At 27.5% G+C, this 16,665-nt stretch carries 15 protein-coding genes; 5 read left to right on the top strand and 10 right to left on the bottom strand.

The genetic code is table 11. From position 1 onward, the window contains the following. Positions 1 to 143: 143 nt before the first annotated feature. Both IC175_RS13600 and IC175_RS13595 read right to left on the bottom strand, forming a co-directional pair. Positions 144 to 4,442 carry a PolC-type DNA polymerase III gene (locus IC175_RS13600; RefSeq protein ID WP_227834641.1) on the bottom strand — a complete coding sequence of 1,433 codons (4,299 nt, stop codon included), beginning with the start codon at positions 4,440 to 4,442 and terminating at the stop codon, positions 144 to 146. A gap of 210 nt (positions 4,443 to 4,652) precedes the next feature. Next, positions 4,653 to 6,482 carry an SH3 domain-containing protein gene (locus IC175_RS13595; protein ID WP_227482247.1) on the bottom strand — a complete coding sequence of 610 codons (1,830 nt, stop codon included), beginning with the start codon at positions 6,480 to 6,482 and terminating at the stop codon, positions 4,653 to 4,655. A gap of 314 nt (positions 6,483 to 6,796) precedes the next feature. Here IC175_RS13595 and IC175_RS13590 point away from each other — a divergent pair, with 314 nt between their 5' ends. After that, entirely contained in the window at positions 6,797 to 7,534 is a 738-nt protein-coding gene (locus tag IC175_RS13590; protein WP_227851621.1) for an NAD-dependent protein deacylase, read from the top strand. A 118-nt stretch (positions 7,535 to 7,652) separates the two neighbouring features. Further along, positions 7,653 to 7,973, top strand: coding sequence for a MazG-like family protein (locus IC175_RS13585; RefSeq protein WP_009905401.1), 321 nt, complete (start codon positions 7,653 to 7,655; stop codon positions 7,971 to 7,973). 212 nt (positions 7,974 to 8,185) lie between these two features. On the opposite strand, the gene IC175_RS13580 is transcribed toward IC175_RS13585, so the two are convergent. From IC175_RS13580 to IC175_RS13540, 8 genes are all read right to left on the bottom strand, one after another. After that, a complete protein-coding gene (locus IC175_RS13580) occupies positions 8,186 to 8,335 on the bottom strand; it encodes a hypothetical protein (RefSeq protein ID WP_227434212.1) in 150 nt (49 codons plus the stop codon). Positions 8,336 to 9,381: 1,046 nt separating this feature from the next. Then, positions 9,382 to 10,833 carry a leucyl aminopeptidase gene (locus IC175_RS13570; protein ID WP_227434210.1) on the bottom strand — a complete coding sequence of 484 codons (1,452 nt, stop codon included), beginning with the start codon at positions 10,831 to 10,833 and terminating at the stop codon, positions 9,382 to 9,384. Between the two features lie 15 nt (positions 10,834 to 10,848). Next, positions 10,849 to 11,289 carry a MarR family winged helix-turn-helix transcriptional regulator gene (locus IC175_RS13565; RefSeq protein ID WP_227434209.1) on the bottom strand — a complete coding sequence of 147 codons (441 nt, stop codon included), beginning with the start codon at positions 11,287 to 11,289 and terminating at the stop codon, positions 10,849 to 10,851. A 260-nt stretch (positions 11,290 to 11,549) separates the two neighbouring features. Continuing rightward, positions 11,550 to 11,978: a GerW family sporulation protein gene (gene ytfJ, locus IC175_RS13560; RefSeq protein ID WP_227434208.1), complete on the bottom strand. Its 429-nt coding sequence runs from the start codon at positions 11,976 to 11,978 to the stop codon at positions 11,550 to 11,552. After that, entirely contained in the window at positions 11,932 to 12,564 is a 633-nt protein-coding gene (locus IC175_RS13555; RefSeq protein WP_227434207.1) for a DUF2953 domain-containing protein, read from the bottom strand. The genes ytfJ and IC175_RS13555 overlap by 47 nt, the downstream gene beginning before the upstream one ends. A 219-nt stretch (positions 12,565 to 12,783) precedes the next feature. Next, positions 12,784 to 13,323, bottom strand: coding sequence for an SMC-Scp complex subunit ScpB (gene scpB / locus IC175_RS13550; RefSeq protein WP_227434206.1), 540 nt, complete (start codon positions 13,321 to 13,323; stop codon positions 12,784 to 12,786). 1 nt (position 13,324) lies between these two features. Then, positions 13,325 to 14,044 carry a segregation/condensation protein A gene (locus IC175_RS13545; RefSeq protein ID WP_227851620.1) on the bottom strand — a complete coding sequence of 240 codons (720 nt, stop codon included), beginning with the start codon at positions 14,042 to 14,044 and terminating at the stop codon, positions 13,325 to 13,327. 29 nt (positions 14,045 to 14,073) lie between these two features. Next, positions 14,074 to 14,670 carry a site-2 protease family protein gene (locus IC175_RS13540; protein ID WP_227434204.1) on the bottom strand — a complete coding sequence of 199 codons (597 nt, stop codon included), beginning with the start codon at positions 14,668 to 14,670 and terminating at the stop codon, positions 14,074 to 14,076. Positions 14,671 to 14,928: 258 nt separating this feature from the next. Here IC175_RS13540 and IC175_RS13535 point away from each other — a divergent pair, with 258 nt between their 5' ends. The 3 genes from IC175_RS13535 to IC175_RS13525 all read left to right on the top strand — a co-directional run bounded on the left by IC175_RS13535 (position 14,929) and on the right by IC175_RS13525 (position 16,551). Further along, entirely contained in the window at positions 14,929 to 15,078 is a 150-nt protein-coding gene (locus IC175_RS13535; RefSeq protein ID WP_227831213.1) for a hypothetical protein, read from the top strand. A gap of 192 nt (positions 15,079 to 15,270) precedes the next feature. After that, positions 15,271 to 16,125 carry an AraC family transcriptional regulator gene (locus tag IC175_RS13530; protein WP_227831214.1) on the top strand — a complete coding sequence of 285 codons (855 nt, stop codon included), beginning with the start codon at positions 15,271 to 15,273 and terminating at the stop codon, positions 16,123 to 16,125. 3 nt (positions 16,126 to 16,128) lie between these two features. Next, on the top strand, positions 16,129 to 16,551 hold the full coding sequence (locus IC175_RS13525) for a DUF2000 domain-containing protein (protein WP_227434201.1): 423 nt from the start codon (positions 16,129 to 16,131) through the stop codon (positions 16,549 to 16,551). The last annotated feature ends 114 nt before the right edge of the window (positions 16,552 to 16,665 follow it).

The following is a 16,665-nucleotide window of genomic DNA, read 5'->3' as shown; positions in this document are numbered from 1 at the left end:
TTAATAAATTTAAACTAGTTCTTAATAATATATTTAAAATAAAAGAGTGAGAACAGCTGTCTCACTCTTAGTTTCTGCAAAGTATACTATTTTCTATACTATGATATCATAAAATTCTTTTATTTGCAACTTTTTGAACTAACCTAAAACAGTGACAATTGGTTTTCATCACTCATATTTTCAAGTGAGCCATGATTAGTAAGTGTTTCTATTACTGTTTTTGATACTTTTGCTCTCTTTCTTAAATCTTCTTTTGATATAAACTCACCATTTTTTCTTTCATTTTGAATATTTAAAGCTGCATTTCCTCCAAGACCTTGTATTGCTGCCATTGGTGGAAGTAATGTTTTTTCTCCAACAACTATAAAGTCACTTGCATCCGATTTATATATATCAACTGGTAACAGCCTTATCCCCCTTGCATACATTTCAAGTGCAACTTCTAATACGGTCAACATACCTTTTTCCTTTGTAGTTGCATCATTTCCCAATGCTTCAATCTCATTTATTTTTGATTTTATAGTATCCAAACCTTTAACAATTAAATCTGCATCAAAATCTTCCACCTTTGTAGTAAAGTAAGTTGCATAAAAGGCTTCTGGGTAATGTACTTTACAATATGCAATTCTAAATGAGGTCATAACATAAGCAACAGCATGTGCTTTAGGGAACATATATTTAATCTTTTTACACGAACCTATATACCATTCTGGAACATTATTTTTCTTCATTTCTTCAATATGTTCTGGTTTTAAACCTTTCCCTTTTCTTACACTCTCCATTATTGTAAAACTCATCTTAGGAGGTAAGCCTTTAAATATTAAGTAGTTCATTATGTCATCTCGTGTAGATATAACATCTTTTAATCCCACTATATCTTCTCTAACTAAATCTTGTGCGTTATTTACCCAAACATCTGTACCATGAGAAAGACCAGATATACGTACGAGCTCTGCAAACGTAGTAGGTTTTGTATCAAGGAGCATTTGTCGTACAAACTTAGTTCCAAATTCAGGTACAGCAAGACATCCTATAGGACAATTTATCTCTTCTGGTGTAACTCCTAACGCTTCTGTAGATGTAAATAAAGACATAGTCTCTTCATCATCTAGAGGAATTTCAGTTATATTTATTCCAGTAATATCTTCAAGCATTCTTATGATAGTAGGACCGTCGTGTCCAAGTATATCAAGTTTAAGTATCCTACCACTTATTGAATGATAATCAAAGTGAGTAGTTATAACGCCACAAGAAGTATCATTTGCTGGATATTGTATAGGTGTAAAATCATATACATCTTTATAGTCTGGTATAACCATAACTCCACCAGGATGCTGTCCTGAGGTTCTTTTTACGCCAGTACACCCATTTGAAAGTCTAAGTACCTCCGCATTTGGTACACTTATATTATTTTCTTCTACATATTTTCTTGCATATCCAAAAGCTGTTTTTTCTGCTACTGTACCTATAGTTCCTGCTCTATATACATATCCCTCTCCAAATAATTCTTCGGTGTATTTGTGGATTGTTGGCTGATAATTTCCTGAGAAATTTAGGTCTATATCTGGTTCTTTATCTCCTTCAAAACCTAAGAAAACCTCAAACGGAATGTCATGACCATTTTTAGCAAGTTTTCTTCCACATTTTGGACAATCCTTATCTGGCAAGTCAACACCTGACCCCCATTCACCTATTTCATAAAAAAAGGAATATTTACAATCTTCATTTTCACAAATATAGTGAGCTGGTAGAGGATTAACTTCTGTTATATCACTCATAGTAGCTGCAAATGATGAACCAACAGAACCTCTTGAACCAACTAAATACCCATCTGAAAGAGATTTTGCAACTAGTTTTTGAGCTATAATATACATAACTGCATATCCATTACTTATTATTGAATTTAATTCTCTATCCAATCTTTTTTGAACTATTTCTGGTATTGGCTCTCCATAAATCCGTTTAGCTTTTTCATAGCACATTTCCCTTAATTCTACATCTGAACCTTCTATAATTGGTGGATATGTATCATCTGGTATAGGTTTTATATTTTCAACCATATCAGCAATCAAATTACTATTTTCAACTACAACTTCATATGCTAATTCTTCTCCAAGATAACTAAACTCCTCCAACATTTCATCTGTTGTCCTAAAATGTAAATAAGTCTCTTCTTCATCTACCTTAAATCCTTGAGAATACTTTAGAACTTTTCTTAAAACAGCCTCATGTTTATCTAAAAAATGCACATCTCCAGTAGCTACTGGAATTTTATTAAACCTCTTAGCTGTATCAATTAATTTTCTATTTAATTCTCTCAGCTCTTCTTCATCCTTTACTTCTCCTTTATCAATCATAAACCTATTGTTATCTATAGGCATTACTTCTATATAATCATATAAATCTATTATTTTTTTCATTTCTTCATCAGATACATTTTTCTTTACAGCTTGAAAAACAACCCCTGCTTCACAAGCGGAACCAATTATGAGACCTTCCTTATACTCATTTAAAATACTTCTAAGGATTCTTGGGGCTCTAAAAAAATGATTTACATGTGCATCTGAAATTATTTTATATAAGTTTTTTATACCTATAGAATTTTTTGCTATCAAAGTTATATGATTTGTACTAAGCTTTGTATAATCGATTTTTCCAAGAATATTATTCACATCACTTAAAGTTTTGGCACCTTTTTCTGTAAGCATCTGTAAAAATTTATTAAATATAAGTGCAGTTGCTTCCGCATCATCAACTGCTCTATGGTGGTTTAAAAGAGGTATGCCAAGCTCTTTAGCAACAACATTTAATCTATGTCTTTTTAACTTGGGAAGCATTACTCTGGCTAACATAAGTGTATCTACTTTTTTGTGATTATACATTATCCCCTGTTCTCTACACTTTTGTGATATAAATCCAGTATCAAACTCCGCATTATGTGCAACTAGTACACTATCTCCAACAAACTCCATAAATCTTGGAAGAACTTCTTCAATAGTTGGCTTATCTTTAATCAATTCATTAGTTATTCCTGTTAATTCTTGTATCTTATACGAAATATCTTTTTCAGGATTTATTAATTCACTAAATCTATCTACAATTTTAAAATTTTCTATTTTTACAGCACCAATTTCAGTTATTTTATCATTTGTATTAGAAAATCCAGTAGTCTCTATATCAAATACAACAAACGTCTGAGAAAGTTCTTTATCATTTGCATCTTCTATAATAAGAGAATCATCTTCAACTAAATACCCTTCTACTCCATAAAGTATTTTTATGTTGTTTGCCTTACCAGCATTCATAGCATCTGGGAATCCCTGTACAACACCATGGTCTGTTATAGCAACCGCTGGATGTCCCCATTTTGCTGCACGTTCTACAAGTTTTTTAACAGAACAAATAGCATCCATAGAAGACATCTGAGTATGTGCATGAAGCTCCACCCTTTTTTCTTCTGAAGTATCTTTTCTCTCTGGTCTAGCTTCTTGTCTAATTCCACTAATCATCATACTAATTTCTCTTTGATATGTATCATAAACTATGTCACCTTTAAGTTTTAAATAAGCTCCTTTTTTAACATTTTCAAGTACTCCATCTTTATTGGTATCTGTTAAAAATAGCTTACAACTTATTGAACTAGTATAATCTGTAATTGATGCTATCATAAGTATTTTTCCATTTTTAAGTTCTTTAGTCTCAACATCAAATATATCTCCAACAACTGCAACTGTTCCAGAAGAGGCATTTAAGCCAGATATATTTTCAATCATAGCATTTGCATTATCTCCATAGACTAAATTTTCGTCAACTTCTGATTTAATAACATAGCCTTCTTCTTCATTTTCTTCACACTTATTAATTTGTCCAATTTCCAATGCTCTAATTTTTTCTTCCATTTCTCTATCATTTATTCTTATAAGTCTTTCTACATTTACCTTTTCATCAACAGCTTTTTCAATAGTTATATCTAAATCCAATCCCAATTCTTCACTAAGAACAGTTTTAAGTACATGAACTACATTTTTTTTTATTAATCTCTCATAAAATATACCCTTTGGGAGTTTTATTTTTAATTCTTCATCTAAACAAAGAAATTCAACTTGCTTATACCATCCTGCAATGGATGGACACAGGTACTTTAATATATACAAGATATTATTCCAATATTTTTTTATAACATCTTTGTTAGATTTTCTTTCAAACCCAGTAAATCTTATTTTCATCTTTATATCTTTAAAATAATCAAGCTTATACATCAATTCTTCTCTAAATTTATCTAAAAGTTCATGTGAAACAATATCTTTAGATGTCAGGTAAAAATAAACAATTTTATTTTCTTTAAAATAAACTACTCTACTTATGTAAACTTCTTTAAGTTGCTTTCCAAGACCGCTGTTATTAATTTCTAATTTATCTAAATATTCCTTAACACTTTCCATTTATATCCTCCTTTCCTAACATTATATATATTATTACCACTTTTTCTCTATTTCTATCTATTACTCACTTATATTTACTTAGAATTAATATTATAGCATAAAAATTTTGCTAATATTAAGATTTATATCTTGTAAATTATATACAAAAAGACTACAGATAATTTAAACAAAATGAAAAACTACCCATAGTCTATATTTTTTACTTATGTATTACTTATATTGTGGTACCTCAAAGACTAAACTACTTCCACCACCATAAAGGCCAATTAAATTTTCCATAATTCCAGAAATTCCATTAGCCCAATTTACATCAGTTGCATATTGGTGCCATGTATAATCATAATTCCACTTCATCTTGTAAATAGTATTTTGATTGTACTTAGAACTATTTACATAGTTTTGAGATATCCATTTTGCAGAACCATCTATCGTAGCTTCAATACTAGTCCATCCATTAGAATATGCTGCCTCTGCTCCTGAAACATTGGCACTTTTATCTATTGCTCCTATTCCAAAAAAATTATACACTTTAACTGGTTTGCTAAGAGCTTGGCCTTTATAAGAAGTCAATGTCTGACCTTGTGCAAGTGTAGATTTACCATAAGCAGTTTCCCACATAGCATGAGATACTAGATATACTACATCTATATTATACTTCTTAGCAGCGTTTATAAATGCGGCTCCTTGATTCTTAAATACACTAGAAGATAATCCATTAAGGTATGAATTTAAGCTTGACTCTGATATACCACTTCTATAGCTATTAATTTTTAAGAATTGCATCATACCTTTTGTAGTATTTGTAAAGTTTTTAGGATTTAAATAATATTCTATGTCACTTGAACTAGCATTTACAAATGAACTTGTTCTTTGTGCTGAAAATGTACTAAATTCAGGACTTGGGGTACTTTTTCTATTACCTGGAGCTATTACATTCCCTCCTGCTGTTGCTTTCTCAACTTGTTTACTTACATGAGAAGCTAGTGTATAGTTTAAAGATTTGTAATCAATCTTAGCTCCACTTATATTTGCCATACCATTTACTTGTCCTGACGTTGTAGAATCATTATTTCCATTATTATTGGAATTGTTATTTGAGTTATTATTATTTGTATTATCATCTGATGTATCTGTCGAATCAGCTAGATAATTCCCCACAACAAATGCTTCTTTATTGTTAAAATTAATTTTAGCCCATCCACTACTTTCTGACATCACAGTTACTTTGCTTCCCTTATAGACCTTTCCTAATTTACTATATGTAGAGCCTGGACCACTTCTTACATTTAAAGAGGCTGTATTTACAAATTTATTAGTATTTTTTTTATCAGTATCTTGGCTAGAATTATTTGTATCACTCTGACCTGCATCTGATAAATACATACTAGATACATATCCATCTTTTCCATTATACTTTATTTTTGACCATCCATTAGATTCTGATATTACTTCTACCTTACTTCCTTTTTGTAACTTACCTAATACACCATAGCTTGTATTTGGGCCACTTCTTACATTTAGTGAAGTTGTATTTACCTGCTTAGTTTTTGATTTATTAGTTGAACTTGATACATCTCCTAGATAAGAACTCGATACATAACCTAGTCTTCCATCATATTTGATTTTTGACCAGCCATTGCTTTCTGATATTACTTCTACTTTTTGTCCCTTTTTTAATACAGTTATAACTCTATAGCTTGTTCCTGCTCCATTTCTCATATTTAAACTATTTGAGGTAACCTGTTTTTCTTTATTTGTAGATGTTCTTAAAAAGTCACCATTAGATTTTGCTATATATTTTGATGAAGCCCAACCTTCTTGTCCAGATTCAGCTTTTATTTTATACCATCCATTAGAAGAGTCTTTTATTAAAACTTTATCATCTTTTTTAGCAACAAAAGATATACTACTTTCGGCAGTTGGTTCATTTCTTACATTTAAATAATTTATAGTCACTATACCTATTTCTCCATCAGCATGTGCATTTACCATAGTTAATGGCAATACAGCTAATGTTGCTAAAGCTGCTTTTTTCTTCACTTACTTCCCCCGCCCTTCTTTTAACACTAAAACAATTTTAATATAATTATACGACAACTTATGATTTTAGTAAATATTGTCTATTTATATTATGTATACATTTTATTTATACTTTCTTTATTTTCATTTCTGATTTTAATTTATCTATTTATATATTGAAAAATATAAACTCTTTTAGCTCATATAATTTTATTTATGCCTACTCTTTAAATTGATTTGTAAAACATTAAGAAGATACTCAGAATCTAATAAAGTAACATAAACTTTATAATATGTAGTACAATCTATATATAATAATTTTGGAGGTGTAAACTATGGATGCAAATAACCTAAAAGACTTAATATCTAATCATAATAATATAGTATTTTTTGGTGGAGCAGGTGTTTCAACTGAATCTAATATACCAGATTTCAGAAGCTCTACTGGACTTTTTAGTCAAAAACTCAATAAACAATTTACTGCTGAGCAATTAGTTTCACATACTTTTTTTGTTAAATATCCAGAAGAGTTCTTTGAATTCTACAAAGATAAACTGATATATCCTAATGCAAGACCTAATAATGCCCATATAGCTTTGGCAAAGCTAGAAGAAATGGGGAAACTTAAAGCTGTTATAACTCAAAATATTGATGGACTTCATCAAATGGCTGGAAGTAAGAATGTTTTAGAACTTCATGGTTCTGTACATAGAAATTACTGTACTAACTGTGGTAAATTTTTTGATTTAGAAGCTATGCTAAATCTAGGAGGTAATATTCCTCATTGTGATGATTGTGGCTCTATAGTAAAACCTAATGTAGTGCTTTATGAAGAAGCTCTTGATGGTGATGTTATTACTAAGACAATTTCTGCTATAAGTAATGCTGATTTACTGATTATAGGAGGTACATCATTGGCTGTATATCCAGCAGCTAGTTTTATAGATTATTACAAAGGTAAATATATTGCTCTTATTAATAAGGCAAACACAGTTTATGATAAATCTGCATCTCTTGTAATTAATAGACCTATTGGAGAAGTCCTATATGAAGCTGTATTAAGACAAATATAGATTTATTTCAATATTTTTATTATATATATGAGTTTTTATGTTGAATTTAAAGTTTCTTTTTATTATTATTTTTGTTATAGTATTTTAGTATAAATATATAATTTGAAAGGAGCTTTTTATGAAACTAAAAACTATATCTTTACCAGAACTTAATAATTTAGACCCAACACTGGAATCTACATTTATCAAAATGGGTGAAGAGCAAGGCGAACTAGCTGAATGTATAGGCAAATTCAGAAATCTAAGTGGAGAAAATAATGACTTAGATGAAGTTGATATTATAAAGAAAACTGCTAAAGAATTGATGGACGTGGCTCAAACATGTGTAACTATGATGTTTAAACTAGAAGAACAATATGGTATTAATCTTGATGAAATACGCAAAGAACATATAAAAAAACTAGAAAAAAGAGGCTACATAAAAAACATAGATAAGTAAACATTCTATCTCTAAATATTTATTAAAATAAATTTAAAGTCTGAAATGTTTAATTTCTATGTAAATTTGCTATTAAATGGTATCTCAAAATGATTTTTTAAATTGTAATTGAGATACCATTTTTTATTTTATTTGTATATATTATTTGATATTTTCATAAACAATTAAATTTTATCCAGTATAATGAGTTTTTTGTCAGCAAAATTTTATTTTTAACTTCTATATTGTTCTCTCTTATTTTCATAAATTTTACTATATTCTTCTATCGCTTCATCCCATGCTTCTATATCTGTTATCCCTTTTTCAATTGCTAATAAATGAACTATCTCAGCTAACTTTGATGCTGATTCTATTATTCCCATTTGTTACACCCTCTCTATTGTCAAATACTTACAAAAACTGTTAATTAGTTCTAATATTTGTTATTATTATTCCCAAAAACTTTAATAAATAAAAATATTTTTATTTTTTGACACGATTCTAATATGGCCACTATGACTACGAAATTTAAAAACTTTTATCTCTTTAAATTTTCTATATAAAATCTTAACTTTATTAAATTTTTTATATATTAAATTGACAGAGGATGAATATATTTATATAGGTACATATTAATTTATTATAGGAGAGAATGCTCTATGTTTAAAATTTTTCTTTTTTCTAGTGAACAGTTTGTAAGTCTTTTTATATTCGGATTATTTCTATATCATTGTCCAAAGCTAACAAAAAATATTTTACCCTATAGTTACACAGTTGAAAAAATACTTTGTACCTTAATGGTAATAGTCGTTGCTTTAGAACAAATTTTAATTATTTCTTCAGGGAATTATAGCACCTTGAATTCCTTACCAATTGGAATTAGCCATATTTGTATCTACATATGTATAGCTATATTAGTTTTTAAACAGTATCATTTTTTTAACATATTTTTTTCTTGGAGTTTAGTTTGTTCTGTTGGAGAACTTATTTTTTCTAAAAACTTAGGATACGAATTTCCTAGCTTTATATATTTTCTATTTATCTTCTCTAAATGTTTGATAATATATGCAAATATTTATATGGTTGATGTAAGAAAATTTAAAGTTAACAGACATGCATTTAGAGATAATTTTGGAATTTGTCTTATTTATTTTTCATTTATATTTTTACTAAATACATTTACTGATTCACAATATTACTATAGCTTTTTAAGTTACAATACAACTACCATTTTCATATTTATTTTTGCTACTAGCATTGTGTACATACTTCCTCTTTTATCCAATATAGATACCTTTATCCTTGAAAAAAAGAAAAAGAGTAAATAATTTGTTTAAATTTATAAATAAAGCCACTTAGATATTTTTTAAGTTTTAAAAATATCCAAGTGGCTTTACACATTAAACTATAGTTTTTGTAATATATAATTTTATACCTCTGCTAAATAATACAATGTCCTAACAGGCTCTCCTGTCGCTCCTTTTGATTTATATCCCTTTGATTTTGATGATGTACTTGTACCTGCTATATCCATATGTATCCATGGAGTACTGCCAACAAATTCTCCAATAAAGGCTCCTGCTGTTATGCATCCAGCATTTTTACCTCCAGTATTTTTAAGGTCTGCTTCTTCTCCCTTTACCATATTTTTAAACTCATCATAAAGAGGCATCTTCCAAACTCTTTCTCCAGATAAAGTAGATGCTTTTTCCAATTCACAATAAAAATCATCATTATTTGTTACTACAGGAGTTGCAACATTACCTAATAATGTTAAAGCTGCACCAGTCAATGTTGCTACATCAACAACTTTTGTTACTTTTTCATTATTAATAATGTAATATATTGCATCGGCTAATGTAAGTCTACCTTCTGCATCTGTATTTAAAACTTCGATAGTTTTTCTTGCCATAGAGTTAATTATATCTCCTGGCTTATATGAACCTCCCGATAAAGCATTTTCACATGCAGCTACTACTGCTATAACATTTTTCTTTAATTTACTCTGAGATATGGCACACATAGCTCCTATTACACTTGCAGCTCCAGCCATGTCTGTTTTCATATCTAGCATAGATGCATTTGATTTTAAAGAATATCCACCAGTATCATAAGTCAATCCTTTGCCCACTAGACCTAGTATATCTGAATTCTCTTCATCTCCAAAATATCTCATTACTATAAATCTTGGTTTATTAACTGAACCTCTTGATACAGCAAAAAAAGCTTCCATACCCAATGCTTTTATTTTTTCTTCTTCATAAATCTCAACATTAAATCCATACTCTGCCCCAAGTCTAACTGCCTCTATTGCCAATGTCTTTGGGTATATTATATTTGATGGTTCGTTAACTAGATTTCTAGCTATTATAGTTGAATTAGATAGTATTCTAGCTTTTTCTATTTGACAATCTGCTTCTTTTTCAGTGAATATAATTATATTCTCTATTTCTCTTTCTTCAAATTCTTTACTTTTTGTCTTATATTTATCAAATTTATAGTTTCCAAGCAATATTCCTTCTGAAAAAGCACCTATCTCTTCTATATCTAAATTAATATTTATTATGTTAATATCATTATTTTTACATACTTTATTTCTCAATATACTTTTTATTTTTTTACATAAATTGCCCCCTATGATTCTAAGTTTTTCCTTATCTAAAGATTCTTTCTTACCAAGACCAACTAGACAAATATCTATTAGATTTTCATTTTCGAGCAATGTCACAATCTCTATGTTATTTTCTTTAGCACTGAAGTTTTTACTTACAATATTTAATTTATCAAACATTGTAGAAACATTCTCATCTTCAAACACAGTAACTACAGTTATAGCATCATCCAAGCTTTTTAATATTTCTTTAGAACATTTTATCTGCATATCAAATTCTCCTTTTTAAAATAATTGCTCAATTATATTTCTAGAGTCTTCCAAAGAATCAAATAATTTATCTTTGTTTTTTACATCTAAACAGTTCATTTTATCACTTATTATAGATATAAATTTTAATATTTCATCATCTAGTATTTTTTCTCCACTTTCAGTTATTCCATAAAAAGTATTTCGTCTATCTCTACTATCTTCTTCTCTATATACATAGTCTTGCTCAACTAGCTTATTAAGCAATATACACAAACTAGAAGTAGATACATGTAAGTCTCTACTTAAATTTTTAAGTTCCATTTTATTATGCTTTCTTATACTTACTAAAGCAAAAAATTGCCTTTCTGTAAGTACTTTACCTTTTTTATATCTTTCATTATTAATAATCTTTATTAAATTATGAAAGTTATTCATACTTTCCAACAACAAAATAGATAACTCTTTATCACTCATAAAATTCACCTCAAAATTAATAATTGGGACTCCCTCTTATCCCCCCAATATGTTTATATATCTCTAATATAATACTTCTTTTCTTTTTATAATTATACTATAGATAAACTTTATTATCCATTTAAATTGTTTTAAACTAAAATATTATTAGGTATAAAGTAAAAAACATTTAAATTACATTATAAAATAGTGAGACTTATATCAATCTCACTATTTTCCTTAAGGATATATTTTATTTTCAAAAGTATTCTAATCTTATACTACATATTATTCTTGTCTGTATTTTTATTATTTTGAGATATATTCTGAATTTTTTCTAATACTCTAGGAGTTATAGACAAGATATTATCTACTAGATTAATATTACTATCTAAACTCATTATTCTAGTTTCTCCACTTTCAACTACTACAAATGCTACTGGTTGTACAGATATAGCTCCTGCACTACCTCCTGCAAAATTTGTATCTGCTTTTTCACTTTTTATTTCAATATTTTTATCTTTCTCATCATATCCTTTTGAATATTCTCCTCCACCTATACCAAATCCAATTGTTACTTTTGATATAGGAACAACTACTGTAGTATCAGTTTTTATAGGGTCTCCTATAATAGTATTTGCATCTATAGAACCTTTAATAGTTTCAAGAGTTGTTTCCATAAGACTTTGTATCGAACCTGTTGCTCTCATTACTATCACCTCCCTTATAATTTCCTTTATTTTTATTCATAACCTTATTAACCATTATTATAAAATGAAATAAATCTTTTATTCTTGACCTTATATGTATCCTTACATTTCCCAAAAAGTAATCTTTTGTAAAATTTGGATTTACATTTAGATATATTTTTTCTGCATCAATTATATTAAATAAATTTCCATATAGAGTATTTATTAATACATACACAGAAGATGTCAAACTTACATTTTTAGTTCCAAAATCAATGTTTGAATAAAATTCATGTATTTTTATCTTTTTTAATAGTCTATAAATACTTAAAAGGTCATCAGCTAATAATATACTAGAGTCTATATTATTCTTCATCCCCTCTTTTTTATCATTATTGTTACTATTTTCAGCTGGATATAGTTGTCTATTTATATTTATTAAATCAAACATGTATTTTATATTAAGTTTTAAGCAAACATCTTTATTGTTTATATCTGCTATTAATAAGATATTTATATGAGACATTAAAAACAATACAATTATACTTATTATAAAAATTATTGCTATTATTAAGTATTTAAAATTAAGTAATTCATTAATCTCCATGTCTATATTATCATCAAAAAATTACTATTTATACTTAATTAACCATATTTATTTTACCAAAACCACTTTTTTATATTCACACAAAAAAACACAATAACTTAGAGTATTTTAAACCTTCTAAAAAATTTAAAACTATAAACTAAATTACTGTGTTCTCCATATTTTTATTTTAAAATTAACATTTCTATTGTAAAATTAATATTCTCTTTGTATAACATTTTATTCATTTGTTAATGCTTCTTGATAAGTTTCTATAGCAGGCAACTCTTCAAGACTTTCTATATTTAGCAACTTTAAAAATTCATCTGTTGTCTTATAAATTATAGGTTTTCCTATTTTATTAAGTCTACCAGCCTCTCTTATAAGTTGATTTTCAAATAGAGTTTGTAGCACCTTATCACATTTTACTCCCCTTATATCTTCTATCTCTACCTTCGTTATTGGTTGTTTATATGCAATTATAGTAAGAGTCTCTAGTGTAGCTTGACTCAAACTTTTCTTTTTCTTTGGTTCAATAATTTTTTTTATATATTCTGCATAATCTTCATTTGTACACATTTGATATTTGTTTTCCAATTTGATTATTTGAATACCTCTATTTTTTTCTCTATATTCATCAATAAGTAAATTTAACATAATCTCTATCTCTTTTGATGAAAGTTCTTTATTTATTATATAATTTAATTCTTTTATACTTATTGGGTCACCATATGCAAACATAATAGATTCTATAATACACTTTATATCTTCTCTTTTCATTTTAACACTCCGAACTTTTTCTAATTAAAATATCATCAAAAAATATATCTTGTACCACCACTATCTCTTTTTCTTTTATAAGCTCCAATATAGATAAAAAAGTAGCAATTATTTCATCATTTTCATATGATTTTATGATATTTGTAAAAGTAACTTCTATTTTCTCTTTTATGACATTTCTTATATACACTATTTTTTCTTCCACAGATATTATCTTTTTTCTCACTATTTTATCCAATTTTTCATCATTAGTATTTTCACTTTGTGATGTTTTAACCTTAAATATATATGGAAGTATATTTTTTATTGCCTCTATTGATATATCTTCTAAATCTACATTATCATCAATAACTATTTCTTCTTTAGTTCTATAAAATCTTTCATTAATATAAGTTATATTTTCCTTTATATCTTGTGATGCTATTTTAAATTTTCTGTATTCTTCTAATTTCTCCATAAGTTCTATTCTTGGGTCTTCTTCTTCATCCTTTTGTTTGTAAAGTAAGTATTTAGATTTTATCTCTAAAAGCTTAGATGCCATAGTTATAAATTCGCTAGTTATCTCTAAATCCATTTTGTCTAACATTTTTAGATAATTAAGATATTGCTTAGTTATATCTATAATTGATATATCTTTTATATCTATCTTGTGTTTAGTTATCAAGTCATACAGCAAATCTAATGGTCCCTCATAAACTTGTAATTGTATATTATACTTCATATTAATCCCTCTTTAAGTTATTTATTTTATTAAACAAATAAATATACTATTCTTAGTAATACTGTATATATTGGTGTTAATATTATTTGATATATCCCTGTAAATAAAGCAATCAACAAAATTATATAACTCATATTTTCAAATTTATATACATATTCATTCCATTTATATGGAACAAGTGTAGATATAACTCCCCATCCATCAAGTGGAGGTATAGGCAGTAAATTAAAAGCTGCAAATCCCATACTATATAAGAATACATATTCAGCTATTGTATTTATCGCATACATGTGCACATATTTATTTATAATGACACAGACTATAGCGGTCAGAACATTACAGAAAACACCTGCAAGTGAAACTATCAAATTGCCTATCTTGTAATTTTTAAAATTATTAGGATTTACTGGGACTGGTTTTGCCCATCCTATTCTAAGAATAAACATAGCCAAAAGACCAATTGGGTCGACATGTCTTACAGGATTTAATGTCATTCTTCCATAAGCCTTAGCTGTGTCATCACCTAATAAATGTGCCGAGTATGCATGACCAAACTCATGTATTGATATTGCCATGGCTATACCAACCAAACTTGCTACGATTTCTCCTATATTCATACTTAACATTAATGTACATCTCCTAAATTAAATTTTTAATACTATTATAACAATTAAATAACTTATAATCAAAATTATTTTATATTATAATAATTGTGTGTATAAGCATAAAATTAAAATTCATTTTTTACTTTATAACTTTTATTATTATATCATATTAGCTGTAAAAATATAATAATTACACTTATTGGTAGTACAATATTATATTGACATAAACTGACATTGTTGTTATCTTATTGGTGTATTACAAATGAAGGTAACAACAAAATGAATAGTACTGTAGAAAATAATGAACTAAAATTTAGATACACAGTTGAATCAGATACAAACCTTTTATTAAAATTTATAAAAGAACTTGCTTCTTATGAGAACATGTTAGACGAAGTTATTGTAACTGAAAAAATACTTAATCATTAACTATTTGTAAAGAAAAAGGCAGAAGTTTTAATTGGTTAGCAAAATAAATTGCATATAAATATTATTTAATTTGACAACTAAAAAAATTAAGTTGTCATTTTTTTAGTTGTTCTTAATTTTTAGTCAATATCATACAAGAACTACAAAAAAATATATGTTACACTTTATACATTATGAAAGGAGGTTGTCCAGGTGAAACAAGAAGAACGCACAGTATGTTTTGATAGTGAATTAGAAATTGAAGCATATAGATTCAAAGGTATTATGCAAAATTTTCCAAACCATTTTCATGAACACTATGTGATTGGTTTTATAGAAAAAGGTCAAAGATATTTATCATGCAAAAACAAAAAGTATACCACAAGCACAGGAGATTTATTACTTTTTAATCCTTTTGATAGTCATACTTGTGAACAAATAGATAATGAAGTTCTTGATTATAGATGTATTAATATTAAACCAGAAATAATGCAAAAAGCTGTATTAGAAATTACAGGGAAAAATTATTTACCTCAATTCAATCAGCAGGTAATATTTCGTAGTGAATTAGTACCTTTGCTACAAGAACTACATCATATAATTATGGAAGAACAATTAGATTTTAAAAAAGAAGAAATATTCTTTTTCCTAATTGAACAAATAATCAATGAATATACAGAGCCAGTTTTACAATCTAACTCAGAAAAAATAAATACAGAAATTCAAATAGTCTGTGATTATTTAGAAAATAATTATGCTGAACGCATAGCACTTGATGAATTAAGTTATCTAGCAAAAATGAATAAGTACTCATTACTTCGTAATTTTACAAAATTAAAAGGTATTACACCCTATAGATACCTTGAAAATATAAGAGTAAATAAAGCTAAGAAACTTTTAGAAAATGGAATAGAACCTATAGATGCTGCTATACAAACAGGCTTTGTGGACCAAAGTCACTTTACAAATTTCTTTAAAAACTTTATTGGTCTTACACCTAAACAGTATCAAAATATATTTATAAACAATGATAAAAATAATTTTAAAGAGGATAAAAAGGAGAATTGAAAAATGGAAAATAAAAATGTAAAATGTGTTATGGTAATAGATGAAAATTTACCAATGGGAATTATATCAAATACAGCAGCAGTAATGGGAGTTACACTAGGTAAATATACTCCAGAAATAGTAGGTCCAGATGTAGTTGACAAAACAGGTAATAATCATTTAGGAATTGTTGCTATACCTGTGCCTATCTTAAAAGGAAACAAAGAAATTATAAAGAATTTACGTAAAAAATTATACACTCCTGAATTTGAAGGATTAACTGTTGTAGATTTTTCAGATGTTGCACAAGGTTGTAATATTTATGAGGAATTCACACAAAAAATTGCCACTGTCCAAGAAGATGAACTACAGTATTTTGGTATAGGAATATATGGAAATAAAAAGCAAGTAAATAAACTTACAGGCAGTATGCCTTTACTTAGATAATCATTGTAAGCATCTGCTTATAACAATCTTTAATATACTAAATAAAAATACCCATATAGTACTTCTATACGGGCATTTTTTATGTGAATTATAGCTGTATCTTATCGCAAGTTA

It is taken from the genome of Clostridioides sp. ES-S-0123-01 (assembly GCF_020658415.1).
Classification (GTDB): Bacteria; Bacillota; Clostridia; order Peptostreptococcales; family Peptostreptococcaceae; genus Clostridioides.
The sequence above is the reverse complement of the archived record's forward strand: the minus strand, read 5'-3'. Positions and strand labels throughout refer to the sequence as shown.

Coding starts and splice junctions, on each gene's coding strand:
- IC175_RS13600 (WP_227834641.1), bottom strand. CDS start 4,442: ATGGAAAGTGTTAAGGAATATTTAGATAAATTAGAAATTAATAACAGC.
- IC175_RS13590 (WP_227851621.1), top strand. CDS start 6,797: ATGGATGCAAATAACCTAAAAGACTTAATATCTAATCATAATAATATA.
- IC175_RS13585 (WP_009905401.1), top strand. CDS start 7,653: ATGAAACTAAAAACTATATCTTTACCAGAACTTAATAATTTAGACCCA.
- IC175_RS13580 (WP_227434212.1), bottom strand. CDS start 8,335: ATGGGAATAATAGAATCAGCATCAAAGTTAGCTGAGATAGTTCATTTA.
- IC175_RS13570 (WP_227434210.1), bottom strand. CDS start 10,833: ATGCAGATAAAATGTTCTAAAGAAATATTAAAAAGCTTGGATGATGCT.
- IC175_RS13565 (WP_227434209.1), bottom strand. CDS start 11,289: ATGAGTGATAAAGAGTTATCTATTTTGTTGTTGGAAAGTATGAATAAC.
- ytfJ (WP_227434208.1), bottom strand. CDS start 11,978: ATGAGAGCAACAGGTTCGATACAAAGTCTTATGGAAACAACTCTTGAA.
- IC175_RS13555 (WP_227434207.1), bottom strand. CDS start 12,564: ATGGAGATTAATGAATTACTTAATTTTAAATACTTAATAATAGCAATA.
- scpB (WP_227434206.1), bottom strand. CDS start 13,323: ATGAAAAGAGAAGATATAAAGTGTATTATAGAATCTATTATGTTTGCA.
- IC175_RS13545 (WP_227851620.1), bottom strand. CDS start 14,044: ATGAAGTATAATATACAATTACAAGTTTATGAGGGACCATTAGATTTG.
- IC175_RS13540 (WP_227434204.1), bottom strand. CDS start 14,670: ATGTTAAGTATGAATATAGGAGAAATCGTAGCAAGTTTGGTTGGTATA.
- IC175_RS13535 (WP_227831213.1), top strand. CDS start 14,929: ATGAATAGTACTGTAGAAAATAATGAACTAAAATTTAGATACACAGTT.
- IC175_RS13525 (WP_227434201.1), top strand. CDS start 16,129: ATGGAAAATAAAAATGTAAAATGTGTTATGGTAATAGATGAAAATTTA.